This is a genomic window from Microbacterium invictum, assembly GCF_014197265.1.
Lineage (GTDB): Bacteria > Actinomycetota > Actinomycetes > Actinomycetales > Microbacteriaceae > Microbacterium > Microbacterium invictum.
This window is the reverse complement of record NZ_JACIFH010000001.1, coordinates 2,836,655-2,856,869: the sequence shown is the minus strand read 5'-3', so window position 1 is coordinate 2,856,869 and position 20,215 is coordinate 2,836,655. Positions and strand designations below refer to the sequence as shown.

Sequence of the window (20,215 nt, the reverse complement as noted above, 5' to 3'; positions counted from 1 at the left end):
TCGCCCACATCCCCTCATCGACCGCCGCAGTAATGAATCTCCAGTCCCACTCGGAGGCGACGGACATGTGCGCTCCGAGCACAGGCTCCACATTCGTCACAAGCACGCCAGGATCGTCACATCAACATCCCCACAGTGATGGCGCACTACCAGTTTGAGGCTCTTCACCCATTCAATGATGGAAACGGCCGCATTGGAAGACTCCTCATCGTCCTCCAGCCGGTCGGTCAGGGCGTCCTGCCCGAGGGCCTCCTGAGCGTCTCGCCGTGGTTTGAACAACGCAGAGACCAATACCAGGAACTCCTCGCTGACGTCAGCGCGACCGGTGAATGGGATGACTGGATCAGCTTCTTCGCTGAAGGCATCGAGGTATCGGCGAACGACTCGGCCGATCGGACCCGTCGCCTGCTGGAGCTTCGGAACAGCTACCACGAACGCCTGCGGGCGGCTGGCGCTCGCAGGGCGGTCAGAGATACCGCCGACCTTCTGATCGGCAATCCCTACATCAACATCCCCAACCTGCGCGACGCGACCGGGCTTACCTATCAGGCTGTCAGCAACGCCGTGCGCAAGCTTGAGGAGATCGGTATCCTCGAGCAACGCACCGTACCCGGCGTCATGGCATTCCGAGCCCCAGAAGTCTTCGCCATCATCTCGGCCCCCAGCGCTGGATAGCCACATTCGACGGCTTCCCGCTCGATACCGCACGACGTTACCCCAGGCTTTATCTCCCCGCCGGTCCGCACCGAGCTCTCCACGGCCGTCGATGCCTACACCGACGACTACCGAAGAGTTCGGCTACTGAGTCCCCCGATGCTGCGCAACACCCCTCTGAAGCGGGACTTTCGATCCCGCAAAGGCCATCTGGTAGATCGTGTAGGTTGTTGCTAGAGCACGGTACTTACTGAGTTGCTCAGGTGAACAATAGGTGTGCACCTCGCCTTTGGCCGGGAGTGACTTCCGAGTAAAATCAAGGCCTCGGGGCTGTAGTTCAATGGCAGAACTTCTGCTTCCCAAGTACACGTACTGGGTTGAGTATCCACGGTTCTCCGCGCAATTCTGCCGCCTCCTCGCCACGGCACACCACACAGCGCCATAGATATGTGTGCACCTATGTGTGCACCTGCGCGTAGCATGGTCGACATGCCGAAGGCTCGTGATCACGGACAAGGTGCTCTGTACTGGGTCGCCTCCCGAGGCATGTGGAAGGCAGTCCTGGACGTCGGGTTCGACCCATACACGGGAAAGCGTCTACAGAAGGGCCTGTACTCGAAGACTAAGGACGGCGCCGTCAAGAAGTTGAACACGATGTTGCGCGAACGTGAGTCGCTGGGGCGCGTGCTCGACCGGTCCACGCGCGTCTCGGATCTCGCTGACCGATGGCTCGATGATGTGTCCCACCGGGCTAAGCCGAGCACGATCGCGAACTATCGATCCAACGTCCGTGCGAAGATCGCACCGGTGCTCGGACGTCGGCTGATCTCGGAGCTCACGCCGACCGACATCCGTAGGATGCACGCAGCCATCCGTGCGTCCGGTGCTGGCGATGCGAGCGTCTCGAGCGCTCACCGCACACTCGTGACCATGCTCGAATTCGCACGTGCGGAACGCATCAGTACAGAGAACGTCGCAATGCTGACCCCACCGCGTCGGGCCCAGCCAGGCAAGAAGCGAGAGTCACTGACGCGCGAGGAAGCCAAGGCACTGTTGGCCCTCAATGATGCACGCTGGACCTTGGGGCTTCTGACCGGACTCCGCAGTGGTGAGGCTCGAGCCCTCCGCTGGGAGGACATTGACTTCAAGAGAGGGGTCGCACGGCTCTCGTGGTCGCTGACTGGAGCAAGCTTCGTGCACGGCTGCGGCGGCACCTGCGGCAAGAAGACGGCGGGCGCCTGCCCGCAACGAAAGATGGACATCTCAGACGACCTGGAGTGGATACCTCTGCAGGATCGGCACGTCCTCGTGCGCCCCAAGAACGGTACGCCACGAGAGATTCCCATCCCGAAGGACGCGCTCAAGCAATTGCAGGATGTGGCGCAGTTTGCGGTTACGCCTAACCCGCACTCGCTGGTGTGGCACCGCGCGGACGGCTCACCCAAAACGAACACCGACGACAATCAGGACTTGCGGGCCGCACTCTTGGCCGCCGGTATCGACCGACCAGCCGCTACAACGCACTGGCTGCGGCACTCATACGTGACTCTCTCAGAGCATGCAGGGGTGCCTTGGGCAGCCTTCTCGGGCGTCAGCGGCCACGGCAGCACCGAGGCCTCGGATCCGTACCGTCACGTCCTCACCACAGAGGGTCGTCGAGCTGTCGATAGCCTTACCGCTTGGGTCGCGCAATAGCCACGAGGGCCCGCACGTTGGCAGCACGACCGAAAATCGTGAGGTCACGGGATCGACGCCCGTCGGAGCCACTGAATCAGACACTCCCCTCCGCCGGAGCTGTCGGTCGACGCGGGTGCTGTACGTACAGGACGTACAATGGTCCTCGCGTGTCAACTCCGACCTGATGCGCCACGCGTACGGCGAGGAGACTACGGCGATGTCAACGACGACGACCATTCGAGGGCGCGGTGAGCGGGGTAGCGGACTCATCGAAAGGCTAGGACTGCCCAAGGAACTCATATGGGGTTTCGTTGGCCTGCTTCTTTTCATGATTGGCGACGGCGTCGAGTCCGGCTACATCGCACCGTATCTCGCTCAGCACGGTGCAGGCTCAGAGACCAACGCCGCGGTCATCATCGCGGTCTATGGCTTGCTCGTGACTATCGGCTCGTGGTTGGCGGGTGCGCTCTCAGATGTCTGGGGCCCCCGCCGAGTGATGACCATCGGGCTCGCGCTCTGGGCAGTACTCCAGGTACTGTTCCTCAGCGTCGCGCTGCCTGCGGAGAATTTCACTCTCATGCTCGTGATCTACGGGCTGCGGGGCATCGCGTATCCGTTCTTCGCGTACGGGTTCCTGGTGTGGGTACTCGGGGCAAGCCGGTCGCATCGCCTCGGGTCTGCGGTCGGATGGTTCTACTTCGCCTTCACCGGCGGTCTCCCTACGCTGGGTTCGCTCGTCGCAAGTGGGACCGAACCGCTCATCGGCCCTTACTGGACCTTCTGGGTAGCGCTCGGCCTCGTCATCGCCGGTGGCTTCGTATCTCTCATCGGGCTGCGTCACGCGCGCGGCGGTGGTCGCCTTGCCGCTCCGGACGTCTCAACGGGCAGCAGCATGTTTAACAGTGTCGCCGTCGCATTCAAGAACCCTCGTGTCGGCCTGGGCTGTCTCGTGCGGGTCGTGAATACAGCTCCGCAGTTCGGGCTTTTCGTCTTCTTCCCTACGGTCTTCGCGGGCGATCTCGGGTTCGGCACGGCGGGCTGGTTGCAGCTGGTCTTCATCCTCGGGGCAGCGAACATCTTCGCCAACCTGTTCTTCGGCGTCCTGAGCGACCGGCTCGGGTGGCACCGAACACTGCGATGGTTCGGCTGCATCGGCTCCGCCGTCACCATCCTTCTCTTCTACTTCCTCCCGCAGTATGTCGGCGACCAGTACTGGGTCTCTGCCGTCTGTGCTGCACTGTTTGGGATTACCCTCGCCGGGTTCACTCCCATCTCGGTGCTGATGTCTCTGATGGCGCCTGGACAGAAGGGCAACGCCATCGCAGTCCTCAACCTCGGCGCAGGAGCTGCCACGTTTGTCGGACCGCTCATCGTCGCCGTCTTCCTCGTACCGCTGGGTGCAACTGGGGTGATCATCATCTTCGCCGCGCTGTACGTGCTCGCCGGCGTTTCCGTGCGTTGGCTCACGGTTCCCGAAGAAGCTCAGGAACTCGGGGAGGCCGGTCTGCCGCTCGACGCTGTCAACTCCGACGTCAAATCGAAGGACACCTAGCCGCAGTCGGGGCGCCAAGCGAATGGTCTTCGGACCGTCTCCTTTCGCGTCTCCGCTTCGCTTGTACGTACAGACTAGACAAGCCGTACCATCTCGAATACTCTGAGTCCGCAAGCACCACCACAGACCTACGGCGGATGCGCCGGAGCCCGGCGACGCGGTGGCAAACCGGAAGGATCCACATGCCCCTCGTCAGCGGCGTTGATGTCATCAACGAATCCACCTCGCGCGGTCTCGTTGCCGGCGCGTTCAACACCACGAACCTCGAGACGACCATGGGAATCGTGGAGGCCATCGAGCGCGTGGGGGTCCCGACCTTCATCCAGGTCGCACCGACCAACGTCGCGCTGTCGGGCTTCGACTACATCTACGACATGGTCAGCCGCCGGCTGGCGTCCTCTCCTATCCCGGTGGCCCTGCACCTGGACCACGGCAAAGACATCAAGGTCGTCGAGGACGCCCTCGCCGCGCGCTTCACGTCCGTCATGATCGACACGTCAGAGCACCCCTATGAAGAGAACAAGGCGATCTCCGCGCACGCCCGAACTCTCTGTGCGCCGACCATTGCCCTGGAGGCAGAGCTCGGCAGCATCGGTGGCAAAGAGGACGAGATCGGCCCCGACCACGCCGACACCACCGACCCCGGTCAGGTCGCTGACTTCGTCGACGCGGTCGGCTGCGACATGCTCGCCATCTCTGTCGGTAACGTCCACGGATACTCCCCGAATGCTCGTATCGACTTCGAACTGCTCTCCGCGGTGCGTGACGCCAGCCGAGTCCCGCTCGTTGTCCACGGCGGGTCCGGCCTGCCTGCCGAGCAGCTCGGCCGCCTCATCGAGTTCAACGTCGTGAAGGTCAACGTCGCCAGCGACCTGCGCAACGCGATGATCCGCACCTTCGGCGAGGCCTTTGTCGCGAACCCGAATGAGGTCTCGCTCATCCGGGTGTCCAAGGACGCCGTGGCGTCCATCGCCGACGTCGTTGAGCGACGCATCCGCATGCTCAATCCCAGCGTGGCCTGACAGGAGCACCGTGTCCGCAACTGTCACCGTCGACATCGGCACCACCGGGGTGAAGCTCTGCCTCTTCACCTCGGCGGGACACCTCGCTGCCTCCGACCGCCACCCCACGCCCACCGTCGAGGACCAATGGGGCGAGATCTACGATCTTGACGCGCTCACGCACATCATCGAGTCCTTTATCCTCGGGCTCGACACGGAGTTACGCGCGAGCGTCGGCCGGATAGCGTTCACGAGCGTCGGCGAGTCCGGCGGACTGGTCCGGGCGGACCTCTCCCTCGCGTCCCCGATGATCCTCTGGCACGACCACCGAGGCGCTGAGTTCCTCGACAGACTCGACGCTTTCGACCGGACGGCGATACACCGGATCGCAGGACTTCCCGCCAACGCCAACTACGGCGTCTCGAAGACGGCATGGGCCAAAGAGCATGCCACGGACGCTCAAGATGCGCAGTGGCTGAACATCGCCGAGTACGTCGCCGCCCGATTCACGGGTGAACGCTGGGCCGAGTGGTCGCTGGCCAGCCGAACGATGGCGCTCGACCTGGAACGTCGCGAGTGGTCCGAAGAGATCACTTCGATGTTCGAGCTTCCGGTATCCGTCTTCCCCGGTATCCGTTCCGCTCGCGACGGCATCAAGATTTCCGACTCGTTCGCCGCGACACTGCACCTGTCATCCTCGACCACGGTCCACGTCGCAGGTCACGACCACATGGTCGGCGCAGCCGGGGCTGACCTCCAGCCGGGAGAGCTCCTGAACTCCACAGGAACCACCGAGGGCTTGCTCTTCCTGCAAGACCGGCCCAGCACCGACGTGCAGCACGAAAGGTCGAAGCTGGCGAACGGCGTGGCATGCGCCGGCGACCTCTACACACTCTTCGCATCCATCCCGACGGGCGGGTCCGCTTTCGCGACTCTGCAGGGCATGCTCAACCTCAGCGAGTCGCAGCTGATCACCATGACCGACGAGCTGCACGCGGCTTACTTGGCGGGGCACATCGAGTTGGCCACGCTCCCTCTGGTGCTTCCACAGTTCCGCGGCAGCCCTCCACCCGACAAGGACGCCACAGCGCGAGGAGTGATCTCCGGCGTCCACTCCGGCACCACCGCGAGGGACCTCGTATTCACCACGTTCCTTGGCCTGGTCCTTCAGTTCGCCGACGTGCTCGCCCTCTTCGGCATCCATCCCCAGACCGTGAAGGTCATCGGACCGGCAAGCAGGAACTCCCTCTGGCTGCAGCTCAAAGCAGACCTGCTCAACACACCGCTGAGCGTGTCGCAGTTCCCGGAAGTGGTCTCAAGAGGAGCTCACGCGCTCGCGAGCGGGCAGCCCACGTTGTGGAGCGACACCGATCCGCGCACGGTGCTCCCCGATGCCGACCGCCACGTGCAACTGGCGGCGTGGTCCGAACACGTTCGGCCTCAGTGGGAGCACCTGAAAGCAACCCCCACGACCAGTTACGTGCCGCTTGCAAACGCGCTTTCGCCTCAGGAGACCTCATGACGCTCGTAGCGGGGATCGACTCCTCCACACAGTCATGCAAAGTCTCGGTGCGCGATCTCGCAACCGGCAAGGAAGTGCGCTCCGGCAAGGCGATGCATCCGACCCAGACGGTCGTGGACCCCGACGTGTGGTGGACCGCGTTGCTCGAAGCCGTCGCCGACGCTGGCGGCCTCGAAGACGTCGTCGCGGTTTCGGTCAGCGGACAGCAACACACGCCGATCTTCATGGACGGACGTGGCTTTGCCGTGAGTCCGTCGCCGCTCTGGAATGACACCGGGTCGCACCCGCACATGGTCGCGCTCAACGACGAACTCGGCCGCGATGAATGGATCCGCCGCACCGGTCTTCCACTGACCCTCTCAGACACTGTGGTCAAGCTCCGCTGGCTTCGCGACACCAACCCCGTCGCGGCTGACCGCACGGAGGCCGTGGCGGTCGTGCACGACTGGCTGACCTGGAGACTCATGGGCTACGGGCCCGGAACCGGCGGTATCGAAGAGTTCATCACCGACCGCTCCGAAGCGAGCGGCACCGCCTACTGGTCCGGGGACACCGGCGAGTACTGCGTGGACCTGTTCGAACTGGCGCTCGGAAAGATCGCGCACCTGCCGCGCATCCTCGGGCCGCTCGACAGCGCCGGGACGACGGGCAGCGGCATACCCGGCGTCGCCCCAGGAATTCCTATCGGGGTCGGCAGCGGTGACAACGCAGCGGCCGCGCTCGCCCTTGGGCTCGTTGAAGGTGAGACGGTGCTTTCTCTCGGGACCTCCGGAGTCGTCTACGCACGCTCGAGCCACACGGTCCACGACTTCGGCGGCTACGTCTGCAGCTACGCCGACGCAACCGGGGACCACCTTCCGCTGGTGGCGACCCTCAACGCGGCCCGCAACTTTGACATCGGCGCGCGGATCCTCGGATGCACTCACGCGCAACTATCTGAGCTCGCGCTCCAGGCGCCCCCGGGTTCCGAGGGACTCACGCTTCTGCCCTTCTTCGAAGGGGAGCGCACGCCTGATCTCCCTCATTCACGGGGCTCGCTTCTGGAGGCATCGTTGACCAACTTCACGCGCCCGAACTTCGCCCGCGCAGTCATCGAAGGCACTATCGCTAGCCAGGTGTACATGCTCGATGCGCTCGAGGCGAGCAACGTCCCCACCAGCCGGCTCATCCTCATCGGCGGTGCGGCGCAGAGCAACGCTGTTCAACGTGTGCTCAGCGAAATGGTGTCGGTTCCGATCTCGGTTCCGGAATCCGACGAGTACGTCACGAAGGGTGCTGCGATGCAGGCAGCCGCGGCACTGGACGGCGGATTCCCCGCTTGGGCGATGGAATCGGAGACGCTTCCGGCCACGACCGCTCAGCCGGAGATCGGTGGTCAGCATGCTGCCGCGAAGCTCGCGCTGGGATACGTCGAGACGGTGAGCAAGGAGCGTTCGACGGTGTAGGTGCGAGGAGCGAGCCAACGGGCGGTATCAGCCTCGTCGCCGATGGCCAACGGTTTGACACGGCGCACCCGGCCGTCAACGATGAGATCGGTCCACGTTTGACCATGTGAGAAGGCCCGACAAGAGAGACACGAGTGCGAAGCGGTTCCCGACAGCTGGTCGCCTGCGGAGTCGACATCGGCAGCACCAACGTCAAGGTCGTGCTGATGAACGCCGAGGGTGCCGTCGTTGCGCGCGAACGCAGTGAGACGCCGCGCGACAGCGAGGGGCTGTCCATCGACGTCACTTCTCTCCTTCAACGCATCGACGCCATGATCCTCGCCGCGTGCTCGGACGCGTGGGCAGTCTGCTCCGTGAGTGTGGCGGGAATCGGCGAAGACGGTGTACTCGTCGACGAAGACCTCAACGTCCTCACCGATGCCCTCTCGTGGTTCGATCCACGGAGGCAGGGCGTTTATCGGGGGTTCCGAAAGGCTCTCCACGATGACGATCTCTACGACGCGTCCAGCGACGCCTCCCGGACGATGACGGGCTGGAAATGGTCCCGGGGTCAAGTGCGAGCGTCAGGGGCTGCTCATTGGCTCGCCGTCGCCGACCTGCCGACAGCGCTCTGGGCATCACGCCCCTTCATGAGCGACACGCTCGCATCCCGTACCGGCGCGTGGCGCACTCGCGACCGCAGCTGGGCGCGAGACCGCGTCGAACTGACTCTGGGCACTACGGACCTGCTGCCGCCTGTTCTCCGCGCGGGCGAGGTGGTCGGAGAGTTCCGCTCGCAGGCGTTGCAGGCTGCAGGCGTATTGGCGGACGCCGCCGTGTCCGTCGCCGGCGGCCACGACCATCCACTCGGCGGATGGGGTGTGGACCAGCTCACCCCGGGCGCCGTCCTGGACTCGATGGGCACCGCCGAAGTCGTCGTGCTCCAAGCGGACTCTGAGCAGGCAAGCCGCCGCGAGGGTGTCGACATCGCGCCGGGCATCCGCTCCGATGGACGCACGCTGATGCGCGTAGAAGAACTCGCTCGCAACGTCGCCTGGGCATCCCAAGATCCAGAGGTGGCCTTCCAGATCCGAGCACTCATGGTTGGGAAAATCGAACCGGACCCCGTTCTGAATGCCGGTTATTTCCACACCGGAAGGCGTGGTGGTGGGCGTCCCTCATACGCTCTCGATGCGCCGCGGGATCCCCTGGCGAGGGCATCCGCTGTTCTCGGAGCGCTTGCTCTCGCGGGGGGCGAGGCCATCGAAGCGGTGAAGGCGGAGGTGCCCCAGTCACGAACTGTTCGCACAGCGGGCGGGTGGGCGCGTTCTGTCGGTTGGCTTCGCATCAAGGCCGCCGTGACTGGATACGACGCCGAGCCGGTGGTCGAGCCGGAGGTCACCGCGGTCAGCGCCGCGTTGCTCGCGGCATACGCGTACGGGTGGGATCCAGATCCTGCTCGTGTGTTCGCGGAGCCCGGCGCCTAACTCGACTCTCGCGGAGTGTGCTCGGGTCGAGGGCGCTGGTCAGTTCGAGGCGACGTTGATCTCGAGGGGGACGACGTCCGTGAGCACCCAGGTCTCGTAGTAGTCGAACCGGAAGTCATTCTGATCCCACGACGTCGACCGGATACGCAGCACGGGGCGGCCCACATCCACCTGGAGGTGCTTCGCAACTACCTCCGGCGCGGGGAGCGACTCCACGACACGTCGTGCACCACTCGTGACGAACCCGGCTGCGCGGAGAGTGCTGTTGGCCGACCCGGAGCCATCGAGCACATCGGCAGTCGCAGCAATAGCTGCACCCGCAGCGCCGGGAAACCAATTGGTGCTGTACATCGCCAACTCACCGTCTCGAGAACGAAGTCGCTCGAGCACGAAGACTTCTTCGTCAGCCGCGACGCGGAGGGCCTCGCGGGCATGGGAGGGAGGCGTCAAGAGACTCGCGTCGAGCACTTGGGTGTCCACGCCGTTGCGTCCATGGCGGATCTGCAATTCGAGGAAGCCTTGGGTGTCCTGAACAGTCCAGCCAGTTGATTCTTCGGGAGTGGATGCGAACATCCCACGTCTGGCGACCCGCTTGGCATACCCCTCGCTCTCCAGCTTCGCGAGGGTCTGACGCACAGTCGCGCGCGATAGCCCGAACTCTCTGCAGAGCTCGTGCTCACTTGGTAGACGTTCATCCGTCTCGAAGGAGCCTTCTGCGATTCGGTCTCGCAAGATGCCGAACAACTGCTCGTAGTAGGGGACCGGAGAAGTCCGCTCAATCGTTTCCGACACCGCCACACTCCTTTGCGCGCAATGGTACAGGTCAGCGAGAACAGATCGGCTGAACCGGTATGTACGTACAGACTAGACAAGCCGGACAGGGTGCGCTACTTTCATCTCACGCCAAAGAAGTCGATGGCGCATCGCCCTCAGCACCGAGAGGCGGTTTCAGCAGTCTCAACGAGGAGGAAGCGCGTGGCGCACTCGAACTGGAAGAGGGGCCTCACGGCCCTGGGCATCGCGGGGGTCACCGCGGTTGTCCTTGCTGGTTGCACCGGCGGCGGCGGCGACAGCGCCGACGGCGGCGAGGTCACCATCACGGTCGCCCTGGCGGCCAACCCCCAGATGCAAACCGCGGAGTCGCTCATCGGCGATTTCGAGGAGAAGAACCCCGGCATCAACGTCGAGTTCACTGTCCTCCCGGAGAACGAACTGCGCCCGGCAGTCACCAAGGACGTCTCGACCAACGCCGGCCAGTACGACGTTGCCATGATCGGCAGCTACGAGGTGCCGATCTGGGCCGACCGCGGCTGGATCATCCCGCTCGACGAATACGCGAGCGCAGACACCGAGTGGGACGAAGCCGATCTCCTCGAGCCCATCAAGAACATCGTCTCGGACGGCGATGGCACGCTCGTGGCCGCACCCTTCTACGGCTCTTCGTCCTTCCTCTTCTACCGCAAGGACCTGGCTGAGGCTGCTGGCGTCACGCTGTCGGAAACGCCAACTTGGGACGAAGTTCGTGCCGCGGCCGAGGCCATGGACGACGACGCCAACAACGTCTCCGGCATCTGCATGCGCGGCCTTCCCGGATGGGGCCAGAACCTCGCTGCCATCACGACCGTCATCAACACGTTCGGTGGCCAGTGGTTCAACGAGGACTGGGAGACCGAGCTGACGATGCCGGAGACCGAGGAGGGCGTGCAGTTCTACGTCGACCTGCTTCGTGACTTCGGCCAGCCTGACGCCGCCGCTGCTGGATGGGAGGGCTGCCTGCAGTCGTTCAGCCAGGGTCAGTCGGCCATGTGGTACGACGACACGGTCTTCGCCGGCTCGGCCATCGACTCTGCGGCGACGCCCGAGATAGCCGACAACATCGCGTTCACGATGGCGCCCACAGGCCCGTCGGACCTCGCTTCGGGGTGGCTCTGGTCGTGGGGCCTCGGCATCACGAAGTCGAGCCAGAACCCCGACGCCGCGTGGAAGTTCATCTCGTGGGCCACGAGCAAGGACTACATCCAGCTCGCCGGTCAGGAGGCGGGATGGGATTCCATTCCTCCCGGATCGCGCAAGTCGACCTACGAGATCCCGGAGTACCTCGAGGCAGCTTCGCGCTACGCGGACCTCACCATCAAGTCCATCGAGGCGGCCAACCCGCTTCAGCCGACGGTGAACCCGGTCCCGTACACGGGCGTCCAGTACGTGCAGATCCCCGAGTTCGTCGAGATCGGTGACTACGTGTCGCAGCAGCTCGCCGGCGCCATCAGTGGCAGCCAGACGGTGAGTGAGGCCCTTGAGGCCAGCCAGACGTTCACCAGCGACGTCATCAAAGAATCTGGCTACGGCCAGTAAACAACCCTCGTCGGCGGCTGCCTCGAGGACTCGCTTCGAGGCAGCCGCCTTCACATGACACGGGAAAGAATCATCATGAGCCAGACAGCTCTCGCAAGCACGGACGAGGTGACGGAGGTCGTCGCCATCGACCCGACCGCCCCGCCGCCAATGTCACGCGCCGAGAAGTGGCGCCGCCGGGGACCACTGCTCCCCGCCCTGGTCTTCACTCTGCTGCTGACGCAGATTCCGTTCCTGATGACCATCATCTTCAGCTTCTCGCGCTGGCGGCTTCTCACCGACGGTGAGGCTCAGTTCAACTGGGGAGCGAACTACGTCAACGTCGTCACCGACGGAACGTTCTGGCGGTCGGTCATCAACACGGTCGTCATGACCGGTGGCACGACCATCGCCTGCCTCCTCATCGGCTTGCTGATGGCGATCTTCCTCAACCACGCCTTCCCGGGACGGGGCTTCGCCCGCACCCTCGCCATCACGCCCTTCTTCGTGATGCCGGTCGCGGCGACGCTGTTCTGGAAGTCGGCGATGTTCGACCCGAGCTTCGGACTCTTCGGGTTCATCGCACGCTCGCTAGGCCTGCCTCAGGTCGCGTGGCTCTCCGAGTATCCGATGGCCGCGCTCATCATCCTTCTCACGTGGCGATTCGTTCCGTTCGCACTGCTCATTCTCATCGCTGGCTTGCAGTCGGCCCCGCAGGATCAGCTTGAGGCCGCGCAGGTCGACGGAGCGAACGTCTTCCTCCGCTTCCGCCACGTAACGCTGCCCCACCTGCGACCGTTCATCGAACTCGCGGCGCTTCTGCTGGCGATGAACCTGATCCAGACCTTCGGAGAGATCGCCCTCCTCACGGCAGGCGGCCCGGCGTACGCCACGACCAACATCACCTATTACATCTACCTGACGGCATTCCAGTCCTTCGACTTCGGCTTCGCGTCCGCGCTCGGTGTGGTCTCCCTGATTCTCACCATCGCGCTCATCCTGCCGATGCTCCGACTGCTCTCGGGCATCTTCAAGACGGAGGGACGAGCATGACCGGCCAGCTGACTGAAACGCGAGTCATCGTCACCAAGGGTGGCAAGCACACACGACTCGCCCAGGCACGAACGTCCAAGCGCAAGCGCTGGGTCTCCGTCGGAATGGCGACCGGCGCGTGGGTGAGCAGCATGCTGCTCTTCATCCCCATCGCCTACATGGTCCTCAAGAGCTTCCAGACCGAGCAGGTCGCAGCGAACGCCACCCCACAGCTCTTCTTCGTCCCCACTCTCGAGCATTACGTAGAGGCCTTCGAGTCGGGCATCTGGCCGTACGCCATCAACTCGTTCGTGGTGGTCATCGTCTCTACGTTCGTCGTCATCGCACTCGCGCTGCCGGCGGCCTGGGCACTGTCAGTCCGCGCGATTCAGAACCCGCAGGACTCGTTGTTCTTCTTCATCTCCACCAAGATGATGCCCATCGCCGCGGGAATCATCCCCGTCTACGTCATCGCCAGCCAGTTAGGCCTGCTGAACAGCGTGACGATCCTCATCATCATGCACCTCGGTATGAACCTCCCGCTGGGCATCTGGATGCTGCGCTCGTTCATGCAGGAGATCCCGCACGAGATCCTCGAAGCCGCTGCCGTCGACGGCGCGAGCTCGTGGCGAGTCGGCTGGTCCATCGTCCTGCCACTGATGCGGCCGGGCATCGCGTCCACCGCTCTCCTGTGTGCGGTCTTCTCCTGGAACGAGTACTTCTACGCGGCGAACCTCACCACGACCAACTCGACACTGCCGCTGTTCATGCAGAAGTTCCTCTCGTTCGGCGAGCTCTACACTGCCCAGGTAGCAGCGGTCGCCGTCGTCGTCAGCATCCCCGTCGTCATCGCCGGATGGATCGCACAGAAGTCCCTCGTCCGAGGCCTCTTGTTTGGAGCAGTGAAATGAGCGGTTCGACAATGCGCGCAGCAGTCCTCGACGGTGCCGGCGGGATCGACATCCAGGACATCCCGATTCCCCGTCCCGCAGCGGACGAGGTCGTCATCGCACCGGTCGGTACCGGCGTATGCGGGACGGACCTGCACCTAGCATCTGGGGAGTACCCGCACGGCAGGTTCCCTGTCGTCCCGGGGCACGAGTTCGCCGGCTACGTGACAGCAGTCGGCTCCGATGTGACCACGTTCCGAGAGGGAGACTACGTCGGGGTAAACCCCAATGTCTCCTGTGGAAAGTGCACCTGGTGTCTTCGAGGCGCAACCAACCTCTGCATCGACATCCGACCGGTCGGAGTCTCCGTCAACGGCTCGGTCGCCGAGTACGTCGCAGTCCCGGCGCGGATCACGTTCCCTCTCAGTGCGTCGATCTCCCACCGGGCGGCACCCCTCATCGAGCCGTTCGCGTGCGTGCTCCACGCCCTTGAACGCGTGCCCGACTGGACCGACCAGGAGATGGTGATCTTCGGTGCCGGATCTATCGGTCTGATGGCCGTCATCCTGGGACGCGCAGAGGGCGCAACCGGCGTCCGGGTCGTCGAGCCCAACCCCGCGCGCCGCCAGGCGGCCGCCGACCTCGGCGCCCTGCAGGCTGTCGCCTCGGTGGGCGAGCTCGACGACACGGTTTACGACCTCGCCCTCGACGCAAGTGGTCACCCCGTCGCCATCGGGCAGGCTATCGCCACGCTCGGACCTCGCGGACGACTTGTGCAGATGGGCGTTGCCGCACCGACTGCCACGGTCCCGCTCTACCCGTACGAGGTGTTCGCGAAGGAGCTCAGCATCATCGGCTCCAACTCCCTCGCCGAGAAGTACCCCGAAGCGGCGGAGCGAATGGTCGATCTGCAGGCCGACCTCACTGGCCTGGTCACATCCACTTACTCGTTGGAGGACTACGCCCGGGCTATGGCTGCCGCTCAGAGCCCGGACCAGATCAAAGTCCAGATCGTCAACTCGTGACTGAACGAGCGACGAATCCGCCCGTAACCGAGCACGCGACCCTCTACCTTCACCCGGACCGCAACCTCGCGTTGGAACTGGTGCGGGCGACCGAGGCCGCCGCGATCCGAGCCACTCCGTTCATCGGGCACGGCGACAAGAACGGCGCAGACGGGGCCGCGGTCGACGCGATGAGGAAGTTCCTCGGAACCGTCAACTTCTCCGGCACGGTCGTCATCGGCGAAGGGGAGAAGGACGAAGCCCCGATGTTGTTCAACGGCGAGGTCGTAGGCAACGGCCGAGGTCCAGCGTGCGACATCGCAGTGGACCCTATCGACGGCACGTCACTGACCGCAGCCGGCCGTCGGAACGCGATCTCGATGATCGCGGCCGCGGATCGCGGAGCGATGCTCGACGCGTCCAGCGTGTTCTACATGGACAAGCTCGTCGCCGGGCCTCTCGCCGTTGGAGTTCTCGACATCCGGAAGCCCGTCGCAGAGAACGTTCGAGCGCTCGCCAAGGTGCTCGGGAAGTCGGTGTCCGAAGTGTCCGTGGGCATCCTGGACCGGCCCCGCCATCAGCAGCTCATCGCTGAGGTCCGTGCCGCGGGCGCGGGAACGCGACTTCTCCTCGACGGTGATGTCGCCGGCGGCATCGACGCGGCGAGCTACGAGGGCCGGCTTGATATGTGCATCGGCATCGGCGGAAGCCCGGAGGGCGTGGCCACAGCGTGCGCCATCAAGGCCCTCGGCGGGCTGATCCAGACGCGGCTCGCGCCAGGAAGCGACGACGAACGTCAGCGCGGCATCGACGCGGGCCTGAAGTTCGACCACGTGTACGAGGCAGACGATCTGGTCGCGGGCGACAACACGTTCTTCGTCGCGACGGGCGTGACAGACGGCAATCTGGTGAGCGGGGTTCGCCGGAAGGGTCCCGTCATCCGAACCGAGAGCATCGTCCTGCGGGCGCGCTCGGGCACTATTCGACGCGTGGTCGCCGACCACCTCGCCGAGAAATGGCTCGGAGACGACGGGTGAGGGCTTCCGAGCCTCCAGTTCAACAGTCGGTCGTGATGCTCGAGATCTGCGGGATGTGAAGTCCCAGACCACTCGAATGGGTGTTCATGAGTTCACCGAACAGTTCGCGCAAGCGTCTCGCTGCTCGAGCCGACCCACCGCCTCCCCTAAGCAGGTGCGCTGAGTCAACCCGACGTCGACTCAGCGGGCGGCGCGGTGCTACCACGCCATATGACGCGTCCAACGGGGGTGGAGTACGTGGGCGGTGCCTCCTCGCGGATGGTTGCCAGCAGGCCGGCCATAGCTCGGCGGCCGAGTTCCTCGTAGTCAACCGCGACAGTCGTAAGGGAGGGATTCAACCACTCTCCGACTGGACTGCTGTCCCACCCTGCGACACTGACGTCCTCGGGAACCCGCCATCCCCGCTCCACGGCGGCACGCATCGCCGCGGCAGCGAGCACGTCGTTGGCGGCAATGATGGCGGTGACGCTGGCGGCGGACGGGACGTCGAGAACAGCCTGCCGGGCGACCTCACCACTCCAATCCCACCCGACGACCCCCGCCGATTTCAGACCCAAACGTGCGATGGTCTCGACGAACGCGGTCTCCCGGCTTCTGGCAGTGGTGTGCGCGGGGTCGCCCGCTACATGCAGGAAGGTGCGGTGGCCCTGAGCTGCCAGTTGCTCGATGATGTCCGCGACGGGCGAAGCGTCGGCCAGATCACCGATCCCGCGCATCTCGTCGTCGTATTCTGCGCCAACCACGACCGGGACTCGAGACGCAATCTGCTCGTGTCGATCCGAGGCGAGGTACGTGAGCGCAAGGAGGCCTTCGAAGAGTCCAGCCTCCGCGAGTTCGAGCATGCGGTTCGAGCGATCCTCGGTCGTGCCATCGAGGATGATGGCGTCCACCTGATACCCCGCGCTCCGCGCCTTCTCGGTAGCGCCCGCGAGCATGTGCACCGAGCTGGCCGCCGTTCCGAAAGGAAGAAGAATGGCGAGCCGACCCGTGCGACTAGTCCGCATGGCCCGTGCCGCCAGGTTGGGCCGATAATCAAGCTTCGCGATGGCTGCCTTGATCTCGTCGCGCGTCTTCTCACGGGTCTTGTCACCGTTGTAGCGGAGGTATCTCGACACCGTCATGTGAGAGACGCCCGCAGTGTCGGCGATGTCATAGATGGTGGGACGCCGGTGTGTGTCGTCCGTCATGTTCGCCCCTTTGCGCATCATTCTCGGCTCGTTCACGGTGATTCGACGCCGTGAGCAGACCGTTACTTGACCAATCTCTTATCGATAACTATCGTAGTGCCAAGACGCAAACGTTATCGATAAGACTTCGAACGATCTTGCAGTAGGTCCAACACATCAAGCAACGCAGCTCGCACCGCGACTACGTCATCGAAGGAGATGAGTGTCCTGAGTACTCTCACACGTGATCGGCGCCCGACGCCATGACCGTCGCACTCAACTCGCCCGCAGGAGCGATGGAGGCGGAACCACAGCAGCCCGCATCCAAACGCGCTCGAACCCGCAAGGTTTCGAGTGGGGTCCGGCCGCCGGCGTGGTTCCTCATCCCCGCACTTGTGCTCTACCTGCTGGTCGTCCTGTGGCCGAACGGTCAGGGCATCTTCTACTCCTTCACGGACTGGAATGGCCGTAGCCTTGACTGGAGCTTCCAGGGGTTCGCCAACTATGCGGCCGTCCTCTCCGATCCGAACTCTCTGCGCGCCATCACGAACACCTTCGTGATCACGATCATCGTCTCGCTCGGCCAGAACTTGCTGGGACTGCTTCTCGCGCTCGGCCTGAACACAATGGTCAAGAGCCGGTATGTGCTGCGGCTCGTCTTCTTCCTCCCCGTGGTCCTGACGCCCATCGTCGCCGGGTACCTGTGGAAGTACCTGATGACGCCGACCGGAACTATCAACAATCTCCTCGAATCGGTCGGTCTCGGCGCCCTCCAGCAGAACTGGCTCGGAGACCCCAACATCGTCGTCTTCTCCATCTGCGCTGTCATCATCTGGCAGGGCGCCGGCTACTCGATGGTCATCTACCTCGCCGGACTGCAGGGCGTCCCCACGGACGCTCTGGAGGCTGCCGCCATCGACGGCGCCGGTCCCATCCGACGGACGTGGTCGATCACGCTGCCGCTCATCAACGGAGCCATCGTCGTGAACATGCTCATTGCCGTCATCGGCAACTTGAAGCAGTTCGACACCGTCTTCGCGATGACCGGAGGTGGCCCCTCGGGAGCCAGCGAAACGATGGCGACCATCATCTACAAGACCGCCTTCGTCTACCTGCAATACCCGAACGCACTGGCTCAAGGCGTCGTGCTGACTGTGCTCGTCGGCGTCATCGGGTTCTTCCAGTTCCGACTCACGCAGCGGAAGGCGCTCGCATGAACCGCTACACCTGGCGCACCTTCATCCTCGAAGTCGTCCTCATCGCCTTCGGCGCACTCTTCATGGTGCCCATGTTCGTGCTGGTCGCCGTGGCGCTCCGGGACCCGAACGCGGTCCCCGGCTTCCTCGGCTTCACCTGGCCGCTCAACTTCGGCAACCTCGTCACCGCGTGGGTGGAATCGAAGATGGGCCCCAGCATCATCAACTCGATCTGGATCACGACCGTCTCCGTCGTGCTCATCCTCGCGGTGTCCTCCATCGCCGCGTACACGATCACCCGCCGCACCCAGTATTGGTCGAAGGGCGCCTTCTACCTATTCCTCACGGGATTCCTCTTCCCCGGTCAGCTCGCGCTGCTTCCGCTGTACCTCACGTTCGCTCAGTTGAAGCTCGTCGGTAACCCGATATCCATCATCGTCATCAACGTCGCCGGTTTCCTACCGTTTGCGATCTTCCTCTACAGCGCTTTCCTCCGCGATCTCCCGCGAGACTACGAAGAAGCGGCCCTGCTGGACGGCGCAAAACCCTTGCGCGCGTTCATGTCGATTGTGTTCCCCCTTCTCCGCCCGGTTTCCGGAACGGTCGCGATTCTGGCCGCCCTGGCGATCTGGAACGACTTTCTTCACCCGCTCCTCTACCTGTCGGGCAGCAGCAGTCGCACAGCACCGCTGTCGGTGTATGCCTTCGTTAGCGAGTACAGCGCCGACTGGTCGCTCGTCTTCTCCGCCCTGCTGGCGTCGATCTTCCCCATCCTCATCGCCTACTTCCTGATGCAGCGCTTCATCATGAAGGGTTTCGCAACAGGCCTGAAGGGTTGAGCACCCGCTCAGCCGTCTGCACCACACCCGAATCACAACGAAAGGCAAGTCGAATGTCAGTGAAGACACAGCGTGGGCTGGTCACCGGAGTCGCAGCCATCGCGCTCTTGGGCCTCGCCCTCACCGGATGCTCAACCTCGGATGAGCCGGAAGGCAGCGACGGAGGAGATGGCGCCGTCGTCACCCTCGCAGCCAACGGACCCGCCATTGACGCAGTGGTTGAGGCGTTCAACGCAACTGACCCCGGGTTCACGGTCGAACGAGTCGACACGCCTGCCGACTCTGGCGCGTACCGCGAACTCATCGGCACGCAGCTCGTCGGTGGCACAGCCCCCGATGTCATCCAGATCCCGCCGGGGGGTGGCAACGCCATCAGCGCCCGCGTAGCCGGCGCCGAAGGCTACTACCTCGACCTGGCCGACGAGTCCTGGGGGGCTGACGTTCCGGAAGCCGCCCGCGAGCAGCTCTCGACAGACGACGGTCTGCTCGTTGCCGTCCCGATGGTGTTCGCGTCCATCGGCGGCATCTACAACCAGACAGCCGTCGACGCCGCCGGACTCGAGATCCCGGACACCTGGAGCGGAGTGCTCGACTTCTGCGCGGATGCGACGGCGGCTGGCAAGGTCGCCTACGGTCTCGGCTTGTCGGACGTGTGGACGAGCCAGCTCATCCCGTACGCCCTGACGTCGACGCTCGTCTACGGCGCCAACCCCGACTTCGTGTCCGAGCAGGCCGCTGGCGACGCCTCGTTCGTCGACTCGGCCTGGGTTCAGGCTCTCGACGCGTACAGCGAGATGAGCGACGCCGGATGCTTCAACGCCTCCCCGGTCGGCACCCCGTACGCACAGGTTCAGGACGAGATCCGTGCGGGTAATACGCTCGCGACCGTCAGCATCTCCTCCGAGACCAAGTCCATCAAGACGGGTGCGCCCGACGACGTCGAGCTGACCTATACGCCCTTCCCGGCCACCGACGACCCGGCGGACCTGTTTCTTCCCACCTCGGTCGGCCCGGCCTACGGAGTCAACGCGGCGTCGGAGCACTCCGACGAGGCGAAGGAGTTCCTGGCCTACCTCGCGACACCCGAAGCGCAGATCCTCTTCGCCGACGCGTTCGGCGACACCGCCGCCATGCCCGGAGACCTGACGCAGGACAGCCAGGTCGTCGAAGTGGCCTCGGCCTTCGTCACCGACGGGAAGATCACCACGTTCCCCGACCGTCTATGGCCCAACCCCACCGTCCAGCCCGCCCTCTTCGACGGCGTGCAGGCGATGTTCAACGGACAGGCAACCACCACCGACGTCCTGAACAACATGGATGCCGCGTACGCGGCCCAGTAGGACCTTGCGGGTCCCTCGGCTCCTTCCGAGGGACCCGCAACCCTGCCCGACCCGACTCGACTC

17 protein-coding genes are annotated in these 20,215 nt (G+C 64.2%); 15 read left to right on the top strand and 2 right to left on the bottom strand.

All coding sequences use genetic code 11. From position 1 onward, the window contains the following. Positions 1–36 precede the first annotated feature (36 nt). The 7 genes from BKA10_RS13260 (at position 37) to BKA10_RS13230 (ending at position 9,317) form a co-directional block, all read left to right on the top strand. Positions 37–675 carry a Fic family protein gene (locus BKA10_RS13260; protein ID WP_345048320.1) on the top strand — a complete coding sequence of 213 codons (639 nt, stop codon included), beginning with the start codon at positions 37–39 and terminating at the stop codon, positions 673–675. Positions 676–1,143: 468 nt separating this feature from the next. Next, positions 1,144–2,349, top strand: coding sequence for a tyrosine-type recombinase/integrase (locus BKA10_RS13255; protein ID WP_183500334.1), 1,206 nt, complete (start codon positions 1,144–1,146; stop codon positions 2,347–2,349). A 199-nt stretch (positions 2,350–2,548) separates the two neighbouring features. Beyond that, a complete protein-coding gene (locus tag BKA10_RS13250) occupies positions 2,549–3,883 on the top strand; it encodes an MFS transporter (protein WP_183500333.1) in 1,335 nt (444 codons plus the stop codon). Positions 3,884–4,065: 182 nt separating this feature from the next. After that, entirely contained in the window at positions 4,066–4,905 is an 840-nt protein-coding gene (locus BKA10_RS13245; protein ID WP_183500331.1) for a class II fructose-bisphosphate aldolase, read from the top strand. Between the two features lie 10 nt (positions 4,906–4,915). Further along, positions 4,916–6,406, top strand: a complete 1,491-nt coding sequence (locus BKA10_RS13240; RefSeq protein ID WP_183500329.1) for an FGGY family carbohydrate kinase — start codon at positions 4,916–4,918, stop codon at positions 6,404–6,406. After that, positions 6,403–7,851 (top strand): FGGY family carbohydrate kinase, encoded by a 1,449-nt coding sequence (locus tag BKA10_RS13235; RefSeq protein WP_183500327.1) that lies wholly within the window; start codon positions 6,403–6,405, stop codon positions 7,849–7,851. Before BKA10_RS13240 ends, BKA10_RS13235 begins: the two co-directional genes overlap by 4 nt. 134 nt (positions 7,852–7,985) lie before the next feature. Continuing rightward, on the top strand, positions 7,986–9,317 hold the full coding sequence (locus BKA10_RS13230; RefSeq protein ID WP_183500326.1) for an FGGY family carbohydrate kinase: 1,332 nt from the start codon (positions 7,986–7,988) through the stop codon (positions 9,315–9,317). 39 nt (positions 9,318–9,356) lie between these two features. Here the strand turns inward: BKA10_RS13230 and BKA10_RS13225 are convergent, their stop codons facing one another. Continuing rightward, a complete protein-coding gene (locus BKA10_RS13225) occupies positions 9,357–10,109 on the bottom strand; it encodes a GntR family transcriptional regulator (RefSeq protein WP_366932113.1) in 753 nt (250 codons plus the stop codon). Positions 10,110–10,292: 183 nt separating this feature from the next. Between BKA10_RS13225 and BKA10_RS13220 the strand changes: the two genes are divergently transcribed. The 5 genes from BKA10_RS13220 (at position 10,293) to glpX (ending at position 15,611) form a co-directional block, all read left to right on the top strand. Then, on the top strand, positions 10,293–11,669 hold the full coding sequence (locus BKA10_RS13220) for an extracellular solute-binding protein (RefSeq protein WP_206686875.1): 1,377 nt from the start codon (positions 10,293–10,295) through the stop codon (positions 11,667–11,669). A 75-nt stretch (positions 11,670–11,744) separates the two neighbouring features. Beyond that, positions 11,745–12,701 carry a carbohydrate ABC transporter permease gene (locus tag BKA10_RS13215; protein WP_206686876.1) on the top strand — a complete coding sequence of 319 codons (957 nt, stop codon included), beginning with the start codon at positions 11,745–11,747 and terminating at the stop codon, positions 12,699–12,701. Continuing rightward, a complete protein-coding gene (locus BKA10_RS13210) occupies positions 12,698–13,591 on the top strand; it encodes a carbohydrate ABC transporter permease (RefSeq protein WP_206686877.1) in 894 nt (297 codons plus the stop codon). Before BKA10_RS13215 ends, BKA10_RS13210 begins: the two co-directional genes overlap by 4 nt. Further along, positions 13,588–14,595: a zinc-dependent alcohol dehydrogenase gene (locus BKA10_RS13205; RefSeq protein ID WP_183500320.1), complete on the top strand. Its 1,008-nt coding sequence runs from the start codon at positions 13,588–13,590 to the stop codon at positions 14,593–14,595. Before BKA10_RS13210 ends, BKA10_RS13205 begins: the two co-directional genes overlap by 4 nt. Next, a complete protein-coding gene (gene glpX / locus BKA10_RS13200) occupies positions 14,592–15,611 on the top strand; it encodes a class II fructose-bisphosphatase (protein ID WP_183500319.1) in 1,020 nt (339 codons plus the stop codon). Before BKA10_RS13205 ends, glpX begins: the two co-directional genes overlap by 4 nt. 164 nt (positions 15,612–15,775) lie before the next feature. Here the strand turns inward: glpX and BKA10_RS13195 are convergent, their stop codons facing one another. Further along, positions 15,776–16,798 (bottom strand): LacI family DNA-binding transcriptional regulator, encoded by a 1,023-nt coding sequence (locus BKA10_RS13195; protein ID WP_183500318.1) that lies wholly within the window; start codon positions 16,796–16,798, stop codon positions 15,776–15,778. A 242-nt stretch (positions 16,799–17,040) separates the two neighbouring features. On the opposite strand from BKA10_RS13195, the gene BKA10_RS13190 reads away from it, so the two are divergent. Genes BKA10_RS13190 through BKA10_RS13180 form a run of 3 tightly spaced genes read left to right on the top strand, consistent with a single transcriptional unit; the run spans position 17,041 to position 20,152 of the window. Then, positions 17,041–17,994: a carbohydrate ABC transporter permease gene (locus BKA10_RS13190; RefSeq protein WP_206686878.1), complete on the top strand. Its 954-nt coding sequence runs from the start codon at positions 17,041–17,043 to the stop codon at positions 17,992–17,994. Beyond that, positions 17,991–18,812: a carbohydrate ABC transporter permease gene (locus BKA10_RS13185; protein WP_183500316.1), complete on the top strand. Its 822-nt coding sequence runs from the start codon at positions 17,991–17,993 to the stop codon at positions 18,810–18,812. Before BKA10_RS13190 ends, BKA10_RS13185 begins: the two co-directional genes overlap by 4 nt. 53 nt (positions 18,813–18,865) lie before the next feature. Then, on the top strand, positions 18,866–20,152 hold the full coding sequence (locus BKA10_RS13180) for an ABC transporter substrate-binding protein (protein WP_183500314.1): 1,287 nt from the start codon (positions 18,866–18,868) through the stop codon (positions 20,150–20,152). Positions 20,153–20,215: the final 63 nt, after the last annotated feature.

Bases quoted from the DNA above. Each gene is read 5' to 3' on its own strand.
- BKA10_RS13215 (WP_206686876.1), top strand. From the start codon at position 11,745: ATGAGCCAGACAGCTCTCGCAAGCACGGACGAGGTGACGGAGGTCGTC.
- BKA10_RS13235 (WP_183500327.1), top strand. From the start codon at position 6,403: ATGACGCTCGTAGCGGGGATCGACTCCTCCACACAGTCATGCAAAGTC.
- BKA10_RS13205 (WP_183500320.1), top strand. From the start codon at position 13,588: ATGAGCGGTTCGACAATGCGCGCAGCAGTCCTCGACGGTGCCGGCGGG.
- BKA10_RS13190 (WP_206686878.1), top strand. From the start codon at position 17,041: ATGACCGTCGCACTCAACTCGCCCGCAGGAGCGATGGAGGCGGAACCA.
- BKA10_RS13250 (WP_183500333.1), top strand. From the start codon at position 2,549: ATGTCAACGACGACGACCATTCGAGGGCGCGGTGAGCGGGGTAGCGGA.
- BKA10_RS13245 (WP_183500331.1), top strand. From the start codon at position 4,066: ATGCCCCTCGTCAGCGGCGTTGATGTCATCAACGAATCCACCTCGCGC.
- BKA10_RS13210 (WP_206686877.1), top strand. From the start codon at position 12,698: ATGACCGGCCAGCTGACTGAAACGCGAGTCATCGTCACCAAGGGTGGC.
- BKA10_RS13195 (WP_183500318.1), bottom strand. From the start codon at position 16,798: ATGACGGACGACACACACCGGCGTCCCACCATCTATGACATCGCCGAC.
- BKA10_RS13185 (WP_183500316.1), top strand. From the start codon at position 17,991: ATGAACCGCTACACCTGGCGCACCTTCATCCTCGAAGTCGTCCTCATC.
- BKA10_RS13255 (WP_183500334.1), top strand. From the start codon at position 1,144: ATGCCGAAGGCTCGTGATCACGGACAAGGTGCTCTGTACTGGGTCGCC.
- BKA10_RS13180 (WP_183500314.1), top strand. From the start codon at position 18,866: ATGTCAGTGAAGACACAGCGTGGGCTGGTCACCGGAGTCGCAGCCATC.